Source organism: Caulobacter flavus (genome assembly GCF_003722335.1).
Lineage (GTDB): Bacteria > Pseudomonadota > Alphaproteobacteria > Caulobacterales > Caulobacteraceae > Caulobacter > Caulobacter flavus.
Window position 1 is genome coordinate 3,660,690 of record NZ_CP026100.1, and the last position, 15,885, is coordinate 3,676,574.

A 15,885-nucleotide genomic window follows, 5' to 3' on the forward strand; every position below is an offset into this window, starting at 1 on the left:
GGGCTCTAGGCTGCCGCGCCGTGGGTCATCCAGCGGCCGACCAGACGGCCTCCGCGATCGTGAATCCGCACCTCGACGGGCATTGACGCGTCCTGCGCCAGCCTGCGCGCGCGCCGTTCGGCCTCGCCGCCGCCCGCGAAATGCAGCACCTCGCCGGTGGCGTGAACCCGCACGCACCAGCCGCCTTCGCACGGAACGACATCGACGATCTCTGGCATGTCGCACCCCTTCGTACGCTGAACTCGGGCTGCCAAACGCCGGCCGTCGAAAAGGGTTCACCGCTCCGTTCGCTCTGTTCGCGACGAAGTGTTGCCGGGGTCTGGTGTTTTGTTGGGGTTTTCATAAAATGACACAAAATATCAAAATATGGGATTAACGTTTCGGCGTGTCCCAGGGAGAAAACGATGGCTCATTCCCTGTCGCGCGGCGTCTCGCGCCTGGCCCTGGCGGCGGTTCTCGGCCTCTGCGCCCTGCCGGCTTCCGCCGCCGATCGGGTGACGACGCCGCTCGCTGAAGGATGGACCTTCTTCCATGGCGACCCCGAGGGCGCCGAGACGGCGGCCTTCGACGACGGCGCGTGGACCAGGGTTTCCGTGCCGCACGACTGGGCCATCCCCGGGCCGTTCGACATCAAGGCCCGCGCCGGCGGGGCGGGCGGGTTTCTGCCCACCGGGATCGGCTGGTATCGCAAGACCCTCGACGTCAAGCCGCCCGGGCCGGGCCGCCGGATCTATGTCGAGCTCGACGGCGTGATGGAGCGCAGCGGGGTCTGGATCAACGGCCATCACCTGGGCCATCGCCCCAGCGGCTATGTGGGCCTGCGCTACGACATCACCGACTTCATCAAGGCCGATGGCCGCAACGTCCTGGCCGTCCGCGCCGACACCGAGCATGCCCCGTCGTCGCGCTGGTACGCGGGCTCGGGCGTCTACGGCAAGGTCCGCCTGATCGAGAGCGCCGCCCAGCACGTCGAGCAGGGCGGGGCCTTCGTCAGCGTGACGAAGATCGCGGGCGACAAGGCCGTTGCCGACATCGCCGTCGACGTCGTCAACGACGCCAATCGCGCGGCCAAGGCCGGGATCGAGGTCGTCCTGCGCGATCCGGCCGGCAAGGAGGTCGCCCGCGGCGCCGTCCCCGCCGTCGCCATCGATCCGGCTCGAACCGAGACCCTCAAGCTCTCGCTCGACATCGCCTCGCCCAAGCGCTGGGACCTGGCGACCCCCAATCTCTATCGCGCCGAGATCCGCGTGACGGGCGAGGGCGGGCAGGGGCTGGACGCCGAGACCGTGCCCTTCGGCGTGCGCGAGGCCGCCTTCAAGGCCGACAGCGGTTTCTGGCTCAACGGCCGCAACGTGAAGCTCAAGGGCGTGGCCGTGCACATGGACGGCGGGGCTGTGGGCGCGGCCGTACCGATGGACGTCTGGCGTCAGCGCCTGGCGGCCCTGAAGGCCCAGGGCGTCAACGCCATCCGCACCGCCCACAACCCGCCGTCGCCAGGGTTTCTGGATCTCTGCGACCAGATGGGCTTCGTGGTCATGGACGAGCTGTTCGACCAGTGGAACGTGTCCAAGACCCCCGGCGACTACCACCTGTTCTTCAGCGACTGGCACAAGCGCGACGCCCGCGACATGGTCCGCCGCGACCGCAACCATCCCAGCATCGTCGTCTGGAGCGCCGGCAACGAGATCCACGACACCGCCTATCCGGTGCAGGCCAAGGCGGCGCTGACCAGCCTGCTGAACGTCATGCACGCCACCGACCCGACCCGGCCGGTGACCATGGGCCTGTTCCGGCCCAACGTGACCGGCGACTACCAGAACGGTTTCGCCGACATGCTCGACGTGGTCGGCCAGAACTATCGCGAGAACGAGCTGATCGCGGCCCACAAGCAGAACCCGGCGCGGATCATCCTGGGCACGGAGAACAGCAAGACCCGCACCTCGTGGGTCGCCGTGCGCGACTACCCGGCCTACTCGGGCATGTTCCTGTGGACAGGCATCGACTATCTCGGCGAGGCCGACCGCAGCGGTTGGCCCAACATCGACAATCCGGCCGGCATCGTCGACCGCACCGGCGCGCTGAAGATCGTCGGCATGCAGCGGGCGTCCTGGTGGTCCGAGACGCCGGTGCTGCACGTCGTGCGCAACGCCCTGCCGGCCGCGCCGCCGCCATCGTCCGACGGCGCCGGTCCCGCGCCGGCCCTGCCGACCATGGTTGCGGTCGCCACCCCGCCGCCCAAGGTCGCCGTCTTCGACGACTGGACCCCGCAGGATCTGTCCCCGCACGAGGAGACCATCGAGGTCTATTCCAACTGCGCCAGCGTCGACGTTTCGCTGAACGGCCGCTGGCTGGGCGCCAAGGCCCTGCCGGCCGACGCCTCGCCGCGCCAGTGGACCGTCACCTTCGCGCCCGGCGAGGTGAAGGCCGCCTGCCGCGATCCGGGCGTCAAGCTCGAGGACGTGCTGCGCACCGCCGGCAAGCCGGCCCGCATCGAGCTGATCGCCGAGAGCGACAAGGTGGGCACGGGCTTCGACGAGCTGGCCTTCGTCCGCGCCCGGGTGGTCGACGCCAAGGGCGTGGTCGTACCTTCGGCCGACGACGCGATCACCTTCCAGGTTTCGGGGGCGGGCGCCTTCGTGGCCGCCGACAACGCCGCGCCGACCGATCATGCGGCCTTCGCCTCGCCGACCCGCAAGGCCTGGCAGGGCAAGGCCGTGGCGCTCGTGCGCGGGGCGGGCGAGGGGGGATCGCTGACCGTCACCGCCACCGCGCCGGGCCTTGTGGCCGGCAAGGCGTCGCTGAAAGTGGTCAGCGACCGCGCTCGGTGAACATGTTCTGCGACAAAGCGTCACTTTTGTGCGGTTGGGGCTTGAAAACCTAGCTGGTAGCGCTAACTACAGCCCCGTGAGGCGCGAGCGCCTCTGCCCTTCCTGGGCGTTTCCTCCCTAATGAACTAAGCCCGGCGGGTGACCGCCGGGCTTCTTTTTTGCGTTCACTTCTGGGTGGTGAGCCGGAAGACCATCTTGTTCTGGTAGGTCTGGCCCGGATCCAGCCGCACCGGCGCGAACTGCGGCTTGTTGGGCGCGTCGGGGAAGTGCTGCGGCTCCAGCGCGATGCCGTCGCCCTGGCGATAGATCTTGCCGCTCTTGCCGATCGTGGTGCCGTCGATGAAGTTGCCGGCGTAGAACTGGATGCCCGGCTGCTCGGTCAGGATCTCCAGCACGCGGCCGCTCTTGGGATCGGCCAGCCTGGCCCCGAGACGAAGCGCGCCGCCCGACTTGCCCGTCAGCACGTAGTTGTGGTCGTAGCCACGGCCGGCGACGATCTGGGCGTCGCTGGCGTCGCGGATCCGGTCGCCCACGGCCGTGGGCTTGCGGAAGTCGAAGACGGTGCCGGCCACCGGCGTCGTCTCGCCGGTCGGGATCAGCTCGCCGTCGACCGGGCTGTAGCCGTCGGCCGGGATGGTCAGCACGTTGCCCATGGCGCCGTCCGCCGAGCCTTCGCCGGCGACGTTGAACAGGGCGTGGTTGGTGATGTTGACGATGGTCGGCTTGTCGGTGGTGGCGCCGTAGGTCACCGTCAGCTGGTTCTGTTCGTCCAGCGCGTAGGTCGCCGTGGCGGTCAGCGTGCCGGGATAGCCTTCCTCGCCGTCCGGGCTGACGTGCTGGAAGGTCACCGAGGCGACAGGGCCGGCCTTGGCCTCGAGCACCGTCCAGACCACCTTGTCGAAGCCTTTGACGCCGCCGTGCAGCGCGGCCACGCCGTTGTTGTTCAGCGCCAGTTGGTAGGTCTTGCCGTCCAGCGTGAACTTGCCCTTGCCGATGCGGTTGGCGAAGCGGCCCACCGAGCCGCCGAAGTAATTGGCCGCCTTCACGTATTCGGCCGCGTCCTTGTAGCCGAGCACGATGTCGGCCGTCTTGCCGGCGCGGTCGGGCGCGACCAGGGCCTGCAGCGTCGCGCCGTAGGTGATCACGGTGGCGCGCACCCCTTTTGCGTTGGTCAGGGTAATGGCCTCGACGGCCTGGCCGTCCGGCGTCTGGCCGAAGGATTTGCGGCTGATTTCGGCGCTTTGAGCCGCCAGGGGCGCGGCCGCGGCGGCGGCGAACAGGGCAAGGCTCGGCAGGGCGTGGCGCCAGGTCTTCATCGGGTTTCCTCTCAGGCGGGCCGCTCGCGCTCTCTGTCGGCGTTGACGGCCAATAGGTCGCCATATACTCAGACAAAAAACCGCCACGCAACGCCAAGACGTCGCGGGGCTCGACACGGGAGACCCGGGAATGCCCGCACCGATCACCACGTCTGCAGGAGCCGGCGCGGCCAGCGTGGGCGACGCCCGCGCCCAGCGTTCGGCCCTTACCCTGCTGGCCAGCCTCTTCTTCATGTGGGGCTTCATCACGGTCATCAACAACACCCTGCTGCCGCACCTGCGCTCGGTGTTCGACCTCAGCTACACCCAGACGACCCTGATCGAGTCGGTGTGGTTCATCGCCTACTTCTTCGCCTCCATCCCGTCGGCCAAGCTGATCGAGGCGATCGGCTACAAGAAGTCGATGGTCACCGGCCTGCTGATCATGGCGGCCGGGGCGCTGCTGATGATCCCCGCCGCGCGCATTCCGTCCTATGGCGTGGTGCTGACGGCCCTGTTCATCATCGCTTCGGGCATCACCCTGCTGCAGGTCGCCGCCAACCCCTACGTCGCCGTGGTCGGCCCGCCGGAGACGGCGTCCTCGCGCCTCAACCTGGTGCAAGCCTTCAACTCGCTGGGCACAACCCTGGCCCCGCTGTTCGGCGGCTACCTGATCCTCAGCCGCAGCGCCTCCGGCAACGCCGAAGCCGGTCACGTCATGACCCAGGCCGAGCGCCTGGCCGACGCCCAGTCGGTGCAGCTGCCCTACTTCATCGTCGCCGTGGTCCTGGTGCTGCTGGCCGTGGTCATCGGCCGCTACAAGCTGCCGGATCTGGGCGGTTCGAGCCGCCAGGCCGCCGCCGGCGAGCGCAGGAAGCAGTCGCTGTGGAAGCACCGCAACCTGGTGCTCGGCATTCCGGCGATCTTCATCTACCTGATCGCCGAGATCGGGGTCTCCAACCTGTTCATCAACTTCGTGTCCGATCCCAAGATCGGCAACCTGACCCACGCCCAGGCGTCCAACTACCTGTTCCTGCTGTGGGGCGGCATGATGGTGGGCCGGTTCGTCGGCAGCTTCTGGATGCGCAAGGTCGATCCGGGCAAGGTGCTGGCGATCTTCTCCAGCCTGGCCTTCGTGGTCATGGTCGTCACCGTCTTCGCCAGCGGCCCGGCCGCCATGTGGAGCCTGATCGCCGTGGGCCTGTTCCACTCGATCATGTTCCCGACCATCTTCACCCTGGGCATCAAGGGCCTGGGCGCCCTGACCGAGGAAGGCTCGGGCCTGCTGGTCATGGCCATCGCCGGCGGCGCGCTGGTGGTCGTCCAGGGCATCCTGGCCGACAAGTTCGGCCTGCAGATCTCGTTCCTGCTGACCGCCGTCTGCGAACTCTACGTGCTGTTCTATGCCCTGTGGGGCAGCAAGGTGACGGCCGAGGAAGAGCCCGTGGCGCTCGAGGCCCAGTCGGCCCCGGCCGAGTGATCGGGGAGGGGAGCGGTTCGCCGCTTCCCCTTGCTCTGGCTGACAAGCCTCCAGCGCAAAGAGAAGGCCTCGCACCGCAGGGTGCGAGGCCTTCTTGCTTTTGCGGGGCCGAAACCTCGTCCTTCGACGGGCTCGGGACGAGGTTTCTACTATTCCGCTGCGCCTGAAATGATCCTCATCCTGAGCTTCGTCGAAGGACGAGGATCACGCAGGACGTTTCAGAGCGCCTTCACCGCCACGGTCGCTTCGGCCGGCGCCGCGTCCTGGGCCAGCGGGTTGCGCACCGGCAGGGTGAACGGGGCGGCCTCGATCTCGAACACATCGCCCAGTTGCGTCTGGAAGCCTTCCGAGAACGACAGGGTGGCCGTGCCGAAGAAGTGCACGTGCACGTCGCCGGGGCGGCGGAACAGCGCGTACTTGAAGTGGTGGTGCTCCAGGTTGGCGATGGTGTGGGACATGTTGGCCTCGCCCGACAGGAAGGGCTTCTCCCACACGGTCTCGCCACCGCGCACGATGCGGCTGGCGCCGCGCACGTCGGCCGGCAGTTCGCCGCTCAGCAGCTCCGGACCCAGCGCCGCCTGGCGCAGCTTGGAGTGGGCCAGCCACAGATAGTTGCCGCGCTCGATCACGTGGTCGGAAAACTCGTTGGCCAGGCAGAAGCCCAGGCGGTGCGGCGTGCCGTCCGGACCGATCAGGTAGACGCCGGCGATCTCGGGCTCTTCGCCGCCGTCCTTGGCGAACGACGGCGAGGTCAGGGGCTGGCCGGGGCCGACCAGCTGGCCGCCGTCGCCCTTGTAGAACCATTCGGGCTGCACGCCTTCCTGGCCGGCGGCGGGCTTGCCGCCCTCGACGCCCATCAGGAACATGCGCATGGAGTCGGTCAGGTTTTCGCCCGACTGGGCGGCCTTGTGCATCTTGTCGCGGCCCTCGGCCGAGCCCAGGTGGGTCAGGCCGGTGCCGGTCATGATCAGGTGGGCCGGGTCGACGTGGTCGATCGGGGCCAGCACGCGGCCCTCGACTAGGGCGGCGGCGACGTCGATCGCTTCGCCCAGCGGCTGGGCGGCCTCGGCCAGGCTGACGCCCTTGTCGATGGCCAGCTGGCCCAGGGCGTACAGCGTATCGGCGGATCCGACCTTGCGGGCCGCGCCGTCGGCGTCCACCGCCGCCAGGGCGCGGACGCCGTCGGGCGTCTTCAGTTGAACGAACCGCAGGGACATGGGTGGATCCTCTCGTCTGTAATTAGTCAGACAAATAGCGATCGGAACGGGCCTGTCAAACCCGGATCGCGAGGGTTCGCGCCACGCTTGGGACGGGCTCAGACGCGTCTGCTGGAACGCGCTGATCGCGCCTATCGCCTGATTTATCATACTTTAAGCGCAGTCTGAGCGATCCCCGTACGCTCGCCGGACGGTGAATTTCCTTGTCGTCAGACAATTAGTCTCGCTAGAGTCGCTCAGTGAACCGGCGGCGACGCCGTGCGGTGATTTGCGGAGGCGGCGTGGTCAAGGGCAAGGGTATCGGCGCGGACGGCGAGTTCGAGCGCGAAGAGGGCTTTTCCGGCCGCATCCACGGCTCGATCGCCCGCACGCTCGGCATCGCCATCGTTTCGGGCCAGTACGCTCCCGGCGACGTTCTCAACAACGAGATCGACGCCAGCGAACAGTTGAACGTCTCGCGCAGCGCCTATCGCGAGGCCATCCGCATCCTGGCCGCCAAGGGGCTGGTCGAGAGCCGTCCCAAGGCCGGCACCCGCGTCAGCCCGCGTTCGCGCTGGAGCCTGCTGGATCCCGAGGTGCTGGCCTGGTTCTTCGAGGCCGAGCCCAGCGAGGAATTCCTCACCAGCCTTCACGAACTGCGGATGATCGTCGAGCCCTCGGCCGCGGCCCTCGCCGCCGAGCGCCGCAACGACGAGCAGCTCGAGCGCATGCGCGCGGCGCTGATCCAGATGCAGCAGCACACCCTGGCCACGGAGGCCGGCCGCGCCGCCGACCGCGACTTCCACGACACCGTGCTGGAAGCCACCGACAACGAGCCGCTGCGCACCCTCTCCAGCAGCATCGGCGCGGCCGTGCGCTGGACGACGATCTTCAAGCAGCGCGATCGCGAACTGGCCCGCGACCCGATCCCCGACCACTGGAAGGTCTTCGACGCCATCGCCGCCAGCCGCCCCGACCAGGCCCGCCAGGCCATGGAGCGCCTCGTAGGCCTGGCCCAGGACGACACCCGCGCGGCCATCGCGAGGCGAACGGGGTCGGTCTAGAGTTCTCGCGGGGAAGGCGGCTTAGAGATCCTCCCCCTTTGGGGGACCGCTGCAATACGCCTCTGTAGGAGTGCTGGGGACGCGGAGTGGTCGTTCTGAGGCCTCCTTTTGGAGGTCTCAGGTCGATCGGGACGGACGGGTGGCGTGATCAGGCCGTCAGGATGGCGGCGCGGCGCAGGTTGAAGGCCATGGCGGTGAGCAGCACTTGGCCGGCGGCCTTGGCCATCCCCAGATAGCGAACCCGCGTCAGACCCATGCGGCGCTTCCAGGTGGCGAAAGTGGTTTCCACGGCGGCGCGACGACGGGCGATCAGGTCGTTAAGGCGCTTCTGGCGATCGCTCAGGGGATGATAGCGGTTGGGGCGGCGCATCAGTCTGGGCTTCACGCCGGCCTGCTTGAGCCGATCGCGGCGAGCGTGGGTGTCATAGGCCTTGTCGGCGTAGACGGCCGCCTCGTCGCCCCGGATCAGGGCGTCGGCCGGGACGGTGTCGTTGACGTTTGCGGGGGTGGTGATCACCGCCCGCACCAAGCCCGAGCCCTGATCGACATTCACGTGGGCCTTGTAGCCGTAGGTCGAGCCAGACTTGCCCTTGTGCTTGGCGAAGGCCGCGTCGGGGTCCCTGGCCTTCGCCAGGGCATCGGGACCGCCCCGGGGACGTGGCGTGGCCGCCTCGATCAAGGTGGCGTCCAGCATCGCGCCCTGCTTGAGCACCAGGCCCGCGCCTTCCAACTGGCGATCCAGCTCGTCGAACAGCCGCTCGAGCAATCGCTGGCTCACCAACCGGTTACGAAACCGGCACAGCGTCGTGTGATCGGGAACCGCGTCCTCCAGGCTCAGCCCCACAAACCGGCTGAACGAAAGGCTGTCGCCCAGCCGGAACTCCAGCTCAGCGTCCGATAACCCGTACCAGGCCTGCAGCAGGAGCGCCTTGAACAGCAGCAGCGGCCGGTAGCCCGGACGTCCCGGGCCATCCTCGCGAAGACCCGCCAGGGCCTTCTCGAAGCCCGACCAGTCCACCAGCGCCGACACTCGATCCAACGCCGCGCTGCCCGCCCGGCGACCAGCGCCGATCTCTCCAAATCCAAGCTGGCCCGTCGCCTTCACCGACATCGCAATCCTCCCGCTTCAACGCCAAGGAATCACAGCCAGCCAATTTCGCAACAGTCCCCTTTGGGGGAGGTGTCGCCAAAGGCGACGGAGGGGGGGCGTTTTCAGCTTCCAAGGCGTAGGCCAGCTTCCCACCAACTCCCCCACCGATCGCTACGCGATCGCCTCCCCCGCAGGGGGAGGTTCCTGGCTCCTGCCAGCGCCCCCACCCGTAAAATCCCCGCGAAAGCGGGGACCCAGGCTTTTTCCGCCATCCACCATCACCGCCTCCCTCGTCTCTGTGGCGAGGAAGGCGAACCTGGAGATCCTTCCCCTCTGGGGGAGGTGGCCCAGAGGGCCGGAGGGGGTAGCGCCGCGCGCAAATCATCCGACAAGCTAGCCGCCGGCTTTCCCGTCATATGTCTTTGTATTGCTGGCCCAGGCCGTAACCTGCCCTCGATTGACGCTCCTTCCGTGCGAGTATACTCAGACAAATAACAAGGGGCCTCCATCGCGTCGCACGCGCCAGGATGCGCGCCTGTCCGACCAAGGGAGAAACGACGTGAATTCCAAGATGCTGAAGCACGCCCTGATGGGCGGCGTCGCCGCGGCGCTGCTGATGGCCAGCGGCGCGCTCGCCCAGACCAAGGTCAGCGGGACCTTGCGCGCCGACCAGCCCGGCGCCGTGATCCAGCCGGAAGTCTACGGCCAGTTCGCCGAGCACCTGGGCCGGGGCATCTACGAAGGCGTCTGGGTCGGCGAGGACAGCAAGATCCCCAACGTCAAGGGCTACCGCAAGGACGTGGTCGACGCCCTGAAGGCCCTGAAGGTGCCGGTCGTGCGCTGGCCGGGCGGCTGCTTCGCCGACGACTATCACTGGCGCGAGGGGATCGGCCCGCGCGACAAGCGTCCCGTGAAGGTCAACGTCATGTGGGGCGGCGTCGAAGAGCCCAACACCTTCGGCACCCACGAGTTCATGGACTTCGCCGAGCTGATCGGCACCAAGACCTACGTCGCCGGCAATGTCGGCACCGGCACGCCGCAGGAGATGTCGGAGTGGGTCGAGTACCTGACCTCGCCGACTAACTCGTCTATCGCCAACATGCGCCGCGCCAACGGCCGCGACAAACCCTGGAAGGTCGACTACTTCGGCGTCGGCAACGAGAACTGGGGCTGCGGCGGCCAGATGACGGCCGAGCACTACACCAACCTCTATCGCAACTTCGCCGAGTTCGTCCGCGCCCCGCGCGGCAACCGGCCCGTGAAGGTCGCCGCTGGTCCCAACGCCGAGGACTACAACTGGACCGAGGTCCTGATGAAGGGCGCGGCCAAGAACATGAACGCGCTCAGCCTGCACTACTACGTCATCCCGACCGGCAACTGGACCAAGAAGGGTTCGGCCACCGTGTTCGACGAACAGGGCTGGGGCGACACCATGGTCCAGGCCCTGAAGATGGAAGAGCTGGTCACCAGGCACAGCGCGGTGATGGACAAGTACGACCCCGAGAAGAAGGTCGGCCTCTATGTCGACGAATGGGGCGTCTGGTACGACGTCGAGCCGGGCACCGAGCCGGGATTCCTCTATCAGCAGAACACCATGCGCGACGCCGTGGTGGCCGCCGCGACGCTGAACATCTTCCACAAGCACGCCGACCGGGTGCGCCTGGCCGCCATCGCCCAGATGGTCAACGTGCTGCAGGCGATGATCCTGACCGACAAGGAAAAGATGGTCCTGACGCCCACCTACTGGGTGTTCGACCTCTATAAGCCCTTCCAGGGCGCGACCTTCCTGCCGGTCGAGATCGACACCCCGCAGTACGTGGTCGGCAAGTCGTCGGTTCCGGCCGTGACCGCCTCGGCGGCCAAGGGCGTGGACGGCGCGGTGCACGTGGCCCTGGTCAATCTCGACCCCAACAAGCCGGCCACCGTCACCGTCAAGCTGACGGGCTCGACGGCCAAGACCGCCAAGGGCCGCGTCCTGACCGGCCCTGAAATGGCCTCGCGCAACACCTTCGACAAGCCGGACGCGGTCAAGCCCGCCGACTTCAAGGGCGCGACCATCAAGGGCGACACCCTGACGGCTACCCTGCCGGCCAAGTCGGTGGTGGTGCTTGACCTGAACTAGACTTCGGGATCCGAAACGTCGAAGGGCGCCGGCTTCCACCGGCGCCCTTTTCGTTTGGATCTGAAACTTCGTCATCCTGGCCGAAGCGCGCAGCGCGTAGAGCCGGGACCCAGGAGCGGCCGCAATGCGATGGCGAGCCCGGGGGCGTCAGCCTCACGGCTGAGCCCAGTCCCCCTGGGTCCCGGATCGGCCTTCGGCCGTCCGGGATGACGATCTTGTTTACGGCAGGTTCGTCGGACCTCGCGGCTCGGCCGGCTGGGCCGGGGCCGCCGGGACCACTGGAGCGGGAACCACCGGGGCGGGAGCCGTGGGATCTGCCGGGGCTTCGCCCTCGGCAGGTACGGCTTCGGGCGGCAGCGGCAGGCCGTCGGGGCCCAGGATCGGCTCGGCCAGGCTGGCGTCCTCGGCGGCGCTCAGCGCGTCGTCCTGCGGCGGTTTGGGCGCGCCGCCGGTGGCCGACAGGGCGAAGGCCTTCCAGATCTTGGCCGGCAGGCCGCCGCCGACCACGCCGTTCATGGCGCTGTTGTCGTCGTTGCCGACCCAGACGCCGATCACCAGGTCGCCGACATAGCCGACGAAGATCGCGTCGCGATAACCTTGCGTGGTGCCGGTCTTGCCGAAGGCGCCGGGGATGGCGGCCTCGACGCCGGTGCCGCGATGCACGGCCGAGCGCAGCAGGTCGCGCATGCCGGCCAGTTCGGCCTTCGAAAGGGCGCGGGCTTTCTTCGGCGTCTTGAAGTCGGCGAGGCCGTGCGGCGTCACCGGGGTCTCGCCGGCGGCGATGGCCGCATAGGCTCCGGTCAGTTGCACCAGGCTCATCGGGCCGGTGCCGAGCGCCAGGGTCAGGTCGTCGGGGATCGGCTCGGTGACGCCCAGGTCGCGGGCGGTGTCGACGATCGCCTTGCGGCCGACCTGCTGGGCCAGGCGCACGGCCGCCACGTTGGACGAGCCGGCGAAGGCGGTGATCAGCGGCACCTCGCGGCCGGCGTACTTGCCCTCGTGGTTCTTCGGGCTCCAGCCGCGCACGTCGACCGGCGCGTCCAGGATCGGCGAGGTCGGGGTCATGCCCTGGCGGATGGCGGCCAGGTAGACGAACAGCTTGAAGGCGCTGCCCGGCTGGCGACCCGCGTCGGCGCGGTTGAACTGGCTCGTCTTGTAGTCGCGGCCGCCGACCATGGCCACGACGCTGCCGTCGGTGCGCATGGCCACCAGGGCGCCCTGCGTGACGTTCAGCACCTTGCCGTCGCGGGCGATGGCGTCGTTGAGGATCTTCTCGGCCTTGGCCTGCAGCTTGGCGTCCAGCGTCGTCTTGACGATCGTCTCGCCGTAGCGGGCGTCATAGGCGGCCCGGGCCTGCGGGAACACCCAATCGGCGAAGTAAGAGCCCGTCGGCAGCTTGTCGCGCGGCGGGATCGGATGCATGTCGCGCTTGGCCTGGTCGGCCTGGCCCTGCGTGATCACCTCGGTCTCGACCATCGCGCCCAGCACCACGTCCATGCGCTCGCGGGCGCCTTCGAAGTTCTCGGTGGGGGCCAGGCGCGAGGGCGCCTTGACCATGCCGGCCAGCATGGCCGCCTGGCCGACGCTCAGCTTCTCGGGCGTGGTGTCGAAATAGTGCCGGGCCGCCGCCCGCAGGCCGAAGGCGCCTTCACCGAAATAGACCGCCGACAGGTAGCGCGACAGGATCTCCTCCTTGGAGAGCCGCGCTTCCAGCCACAGGGCGATCAGGGCCTCCTGGGCCTTGCGCCGCAGGTTGCGGTCGCTGCTGAGGAAGGCGTTCTTGGCCAGTTGCTGGGTGATGGTGGAGCCGCCTTCGGAGACGCCGCCGGCCTTGGCGTTGGCGCCCAGGGCGCGGGCGATCGCTTTGGGGTCGATCCCCATGTGCGAGTAGAAGCGCCGGTCCTCGATGGCGATGAAGGCGCCCGGAACGTATTTCGGCAGCTTGGCGGCCTCGATGGGGGCTTCCTTGTACGAGCCGCGGCGGGCGATCGGCGAGCCGTCCGAGGCCAGCAGCACCATGGTCGGGTTGTTGGCCGGCTCCAGGGCGCGGCCCAGCGGCAGCGACCACAGCAGCCAGGTCACGACCGCGACAACCGCCAGCACCACGACGCCGGCGCCGATCTGCCAGGGGCGCTGCTTCCAGATCGGGGGGCGCTTCGGCTTGACCTGTTCGTCGGCGACGGCGGGCGGCGCCTGCGCGGTCTCGGCCGCGGCTTCGGGAGCCTTGTCTTCGGCGTCGTCGGGACCGGTTTGCGGAGCGGCGGGATCGGACATGCGCGATGGGACTCGAAAAGGACGCCGAGAGAGACGAGGCGCGTCAATACCACAGGCGAGGCGGCGGCCCAGCCCACAAGCGCCATTTGGGGAAACGCCGGTTCAGGCCTGAGCGCTCCGGCGCTTCTCCATCAGCAGAAGGGTCAGCGCCGCCAGGAATCCGAACGCCAGCAGCAGCGCCGACAGCTGGTGGGCCTTGTCCCATTCCAGGCTCTCGACCAGGCGATAGATCTCGATCGACAGCACCTGGGTCTCGCCGGGGATCCCGCCGCCCAGCATCATCACGACGCCGAACTCGCCGATGGTGTGGGCGAAGGCCAGCAGGGCGGCCACGGCATAGCCGGGCAGGGCCAGCGGCAGGGCGACGCGCGCGAAGACGTCGGCCTTGCCCGCGCCCAGGGTGGCGGCCGCCTCCAGCGGTTCGTCGCCGACGGCCAGGAAGGCGTTGCGCAGCGGCTGCACGGCGAAGGGCAGGGAGTAGATCAGCGAGCCGACCACCAGGCCCTCGAAGGTGAAGGCCAGGGTGCGGATCCCCACCGGCCTCAGCAGCGCCATCAGCGGGCTCTCCGGTCCCAGGGCGATCAGCAGATAGAAGCCCAGCACCGTCGGCGGGAGCACGATGGGCAGCGCGACCAGCGCCCCGACGACCGGCTTCAGCGGCGACCGCCCCCGCGCCAGCCACCAGGCCAGCGGCGTGGCCAGCAGCAGCAGCAGGACGGTGGTCACCGTCGCCAGCTTGAGGGTCAGCCAGACGGCCTCGACCATGGCGGTCAGCGCACCTCGTAGCCGTAGCGGCGGATGATCGCCTTGGCCTCGCGGCCCTTCAGGAAGGTCAGGAACGCCTTGGCCGCCTCGCTGCTCGAGCCGGTATTCAGCAGCACCGCCTGCTGGTCGATCGGCGTGTGGTCGGCCTTGGGGACCACCCAGCGCGAGCCGCCCTTGTCGTCGACCACCTGCGACAGGGCCACGAAGCCCAGTTCGGCCGCGCCGGTCTGGACGTACTGATAGGCCTGGGTGATCGAAGAACCGGTGACGATCTTGGGCTTGAGGCCGTCGTAGAGCTTGAGCTTGGTCAAGGTCTCGACCGCCGCCAGGCCGTACGGCGCCGCCTTCGGGTCGGCGATCGACAGTTTCTGGAACCTGCCCTTGGCCAGCACCGCGCCCTGGCCGTCGACCAGGCCGGGCGTCTTGCTCCAGAGGACGAGGCGGCCGGTGGCGTAGGTGAAGCGCGAGCCGGGAACCGCCAGGCCGTCCGCCTCGGCCTTCTGCGGCCGCTCCACGTCGGCCGACAGGAACACCTCGTAGGGGGCGCCGTTGGCGATCTGGGCGTAGAACTGGCCCGACGAGCCGAAGCTCAGCGTCGCCTTGTGGCCCGTGGCCTTCTCGAAGCGCGCGGCGATGGCCTTGGCCGGCTCGGTGAAGTTGGCGGCCACCGCCACCTTGGTCTCGCCGGCGAAGGCCGCGCCGGCGATCATCGACAGCGCCGTCGCCAGAGCGGCGGCGATCAGGGGGCGGCGGGTGGCGGACATCGGCGGCTCGGACGTGGCGGATATGTAAGGCGAGTACATAACGAGCTTTCGCCCGGTGTCAGGCTGTTTTTTGAGCGCTCGCCGGGCGACAAGCGGTCGAACGGAGTCGGAGGGCATCTCGATGAGCGAAGCGGGCGATCTGAGCGCCAGCCTGATCCTGCGACGCGGGGCCCTGGCCCGGGTCGGCCTGGAGCGCGTCGCCCTGATCGAGGCGGTGGCCGAGCTGGGCTCGATCAGCGCCGCCGCCAAGCGCCTGGAGCTGTCCTACAAGGGCGCCTGGGACGCCGTGCAGGCCCTGAACAACCTGTTCGACGCGCCGTTGATCGCCGCCGGCGCTGGCGGCCGGTCGGGCGGCGGCGCGCAGGTCACCCCGCGCGGTCATGCCGTGGTGCGTGCATTCCGCGACATGGAACGCGAGGTCGGCGCGGCGCTGGCGCGGCTGGAGGCGGGCCTGGCCTCGGAGGTCGGCGAGGACCTGTTCTGGAGCCTTGGCCTGCGCACCAGCGCCCGCAACGCCCTCCGCGGGACTATAGTCGCCCTGACCCCGCGCGGCGTGACGGTCGAGGTGAGGCTGGCTATCGGCGCCGATGTCGAGATCGCGTCGGTCATCACCCGCCGCAGCGCCGACGAACTGGGCCTGGCCGTGGGCCGTCCGGCGGTGGCCCTGATCAAGTCGAGCTTCGTGCGTCTGGCGCCCGAGGCGGCGAACTCGCCCGACGGCAATCTGCTGACGGGCAAGGTGCTGGACCGCGAGGACGGCGAGGCGGCCAGCGAGATCGTCGTCGCCATCGCCGAGGGCAAGACCTTGGTGGCGACGGTTCCCAGCGCGATCGCCGGCGGCCTGGCGCCTGGAGCCGCCGTCCTCGCCATGATCGCGCCCTCCGACGTCATCCTGGCGGTCGACTAGGGACGCCGCCCTTGGTCGCAGAGGCGCGGCCGCCGACCTGCTCTAGCAATATGCAGCGGCGCCTGCTGATTGGGCGGAACCGTGTTCGAGCGTGACCATG

General features: G+C 68.8%; 12 protein-coding genes. 5 read left to right on the plus strand and 7 right to left on the minus strand.

What is annotated here, in order from left to right; genetic code table 11:
• Positions 1 to 5: 5 nt before the first annotated feature.
• Complete coding sequence (locus C1707_RS16685; protein ID WP_101713252.1) at positions 6 to 218, minus strand: DUF2188 domain-containing protein; 213 nt, start codon at positions 216 to 218, stop codon at positions 6 to 8.
• A gap of 186 nt (positions 219 to 404) precedes the next feature.
• Here C1707_RS16685 and C1707_RS16690 point away from each other — a divergent pair, with 186 nt between their 5' ends.
• On the plus strand, positions 405 to 2,828 hold the full coding sequence (locus tag C1707_RS16690; protein WP_101713251.1) for a glycoside hydrolase family 2 TIM barrel-domain containing protein: 2,424 nt from the start codon (positions 405 to 407) through the stop codon (positions 2,826 to 2,828).
• Positions 2,829 to 2,992: 164 nt separating this feature from the next.
• Here the strand turns inward: C1707_RS16690 and C1707_RS16695 are convergent, their stop codons facing one another.
• Positions 2,993 to 4,144: an aldose epimerase family protein gene (locus C1707_RS16695; protein ID WP_101713250.1), complete on the minus strand. Its 1,152-nt coding sequence runs from the start codon at positions 4,142 to 4,144 to the stop codon at positions 2,993 to 2,995.
• A 130-nt stretch (positions 4,145 to 4,274) separates the two neighbouring features.
• On the opposite strand from C1707_RS16695, the gene C1707_RS16700 reads away from it, so the two are divergent.
• Positions 4,275 to 5,603 (plus strand): sugar MFS transporter, encoded by a 1,329-nt coding sequence (locus C1707_RS16700; protein WP_101713249.1) that lies wholly within the window; start codon positions 4,275 to 4,277, stop codon positions 5,601 to 5,603.
• A 218-nt stretch (positions 5,604 to 5,821) separates the two neighbouring features.
• On the opposite strand, the gene araD1 is transcribed toward C1707_RS16700, so the two are convergent.
• Positions 5,822 to 6,820 (minus strand): AraD1 family protein, encoded by a 999-nt coding sequence (gene araD1, locus C1707_RS16705; protein WP_101713248.1) that lies wholly within the window; start codon positions 6,818 to 6,820, stop codon positions 5,822 to 5,824.
• A 281-nt stretch (positions 6,821 to 7,101) separates the two neighbouring features.
• Here araD1 and C1707_RS16710 point away from each other — a divergent pair, with 281 nt between their 5' ends.
• Complete coding sequence (locus C1707_RS16710; RefSeq protein ID WP_101713247.1) at positions 7,102 to 7,863, plus strand: FadR/GntR family transcriptional regulator; 762 nt, start codon at positions 7,102 to 7,104, stop codon at positions 7,861 to 7,863.
• 148 nt (positions 7,864 to 8,011) lie between these two features.
• Here C1707_RS16710 and C1707_RS16715 read toward each other — a convergent pair whose 3' ends face one another.
• Positions 8,012 to 8,974 carry an IS5 family transposase gene (locus C1707_RS16715; RefSeq protein WP_123170698.1) on the minus strand — a complete coding sequence of 321 codons (963 nt, stop codon included), beginning with the start codon at positions 8,972 to 8,974 and terminating at the stop codon, positions 8,012 to 8,014.
• 538 nt (positions 8,975 to 9,512) lie between these two features.
• Here C1707_RS16715 and C1707_RS16720 point away from each other — a divergent pair.
• Positions 9,513 to 11,075, plus strand: coding sequence for an alpha-N-arabinofuranosidase (locus C1707_RS16720; RefSeq protein ID WP_338032060.1), 1,563 nt, complete (start codon positions 9,513 to 9,515; stop codon positions 11,073 to 11,075).
• Positions 11,076 to 11,294: 219 nt separating this feature from the next.
• Here the strand turns inward: C1707_RS16720 and C1707_RS16725 are convergent, their stop codons facing one another.
• The 3 genes from C1707_RS16725 to modA form a co-directional block, all read right to left on the minus strand.
• Positions 11,295 to 13,349, minus strand: a complete 2,055-nt coding sequence (locus tag C1707_RS16725) for a transglycosylase domain-containing protein (RefSeq protein ID WP_240633724.1) — start codon at positions 13,347 to 13,349, stop codon at positions 11,295 to 11,297.
• 102 nt (positions 13,350 to 13,451) lie between these two features.
• Positions 13,452 to 14,114: a molybdate ABC transporter permease subunit gene (gene modB / locus C1707_RS16730; RefSeq protein ID WP_101713029.1), complete on the minus strand. Its 663-nt coding sequence runs from the start codon at positions 14,112 to 14,114 to the stop codon at positions 13,452 to 13,454.
• Between the two features lie 5 nt (positions 14,115 to 14,119).
• Positions 14,120 to 14,878: a molybdate ABC transporter substrate-binding protein gene (gene modA, locus C1707_RS16735; protein ID WP_101713028.1), complete on the minus strand. Its 759-nt coding sequence runs from the start codon at positions 14,876 to 14,878 to the stop codon at positions 14,120 to 14,122.
• Between the two features lie 121 nt (positions 14,879 to 14,999).
• On the opposite strand from modA, the gene C1707_RS16740 reads away from it, so the two are divergent.
• Positions 15,000 to 15,785 (plus strand): TOBE domain-containing protein, encoded by a 786-nt coding sequence (locus C1707_RS16740; protein ID WP_101713027.1) that lies wholly within the window; start codon positions 15,000 to 15,002, stop codon positions 15,783 to 15,785.
• Positions 15,786 to 15,885 lie beyond the last annotated feature (100 nt).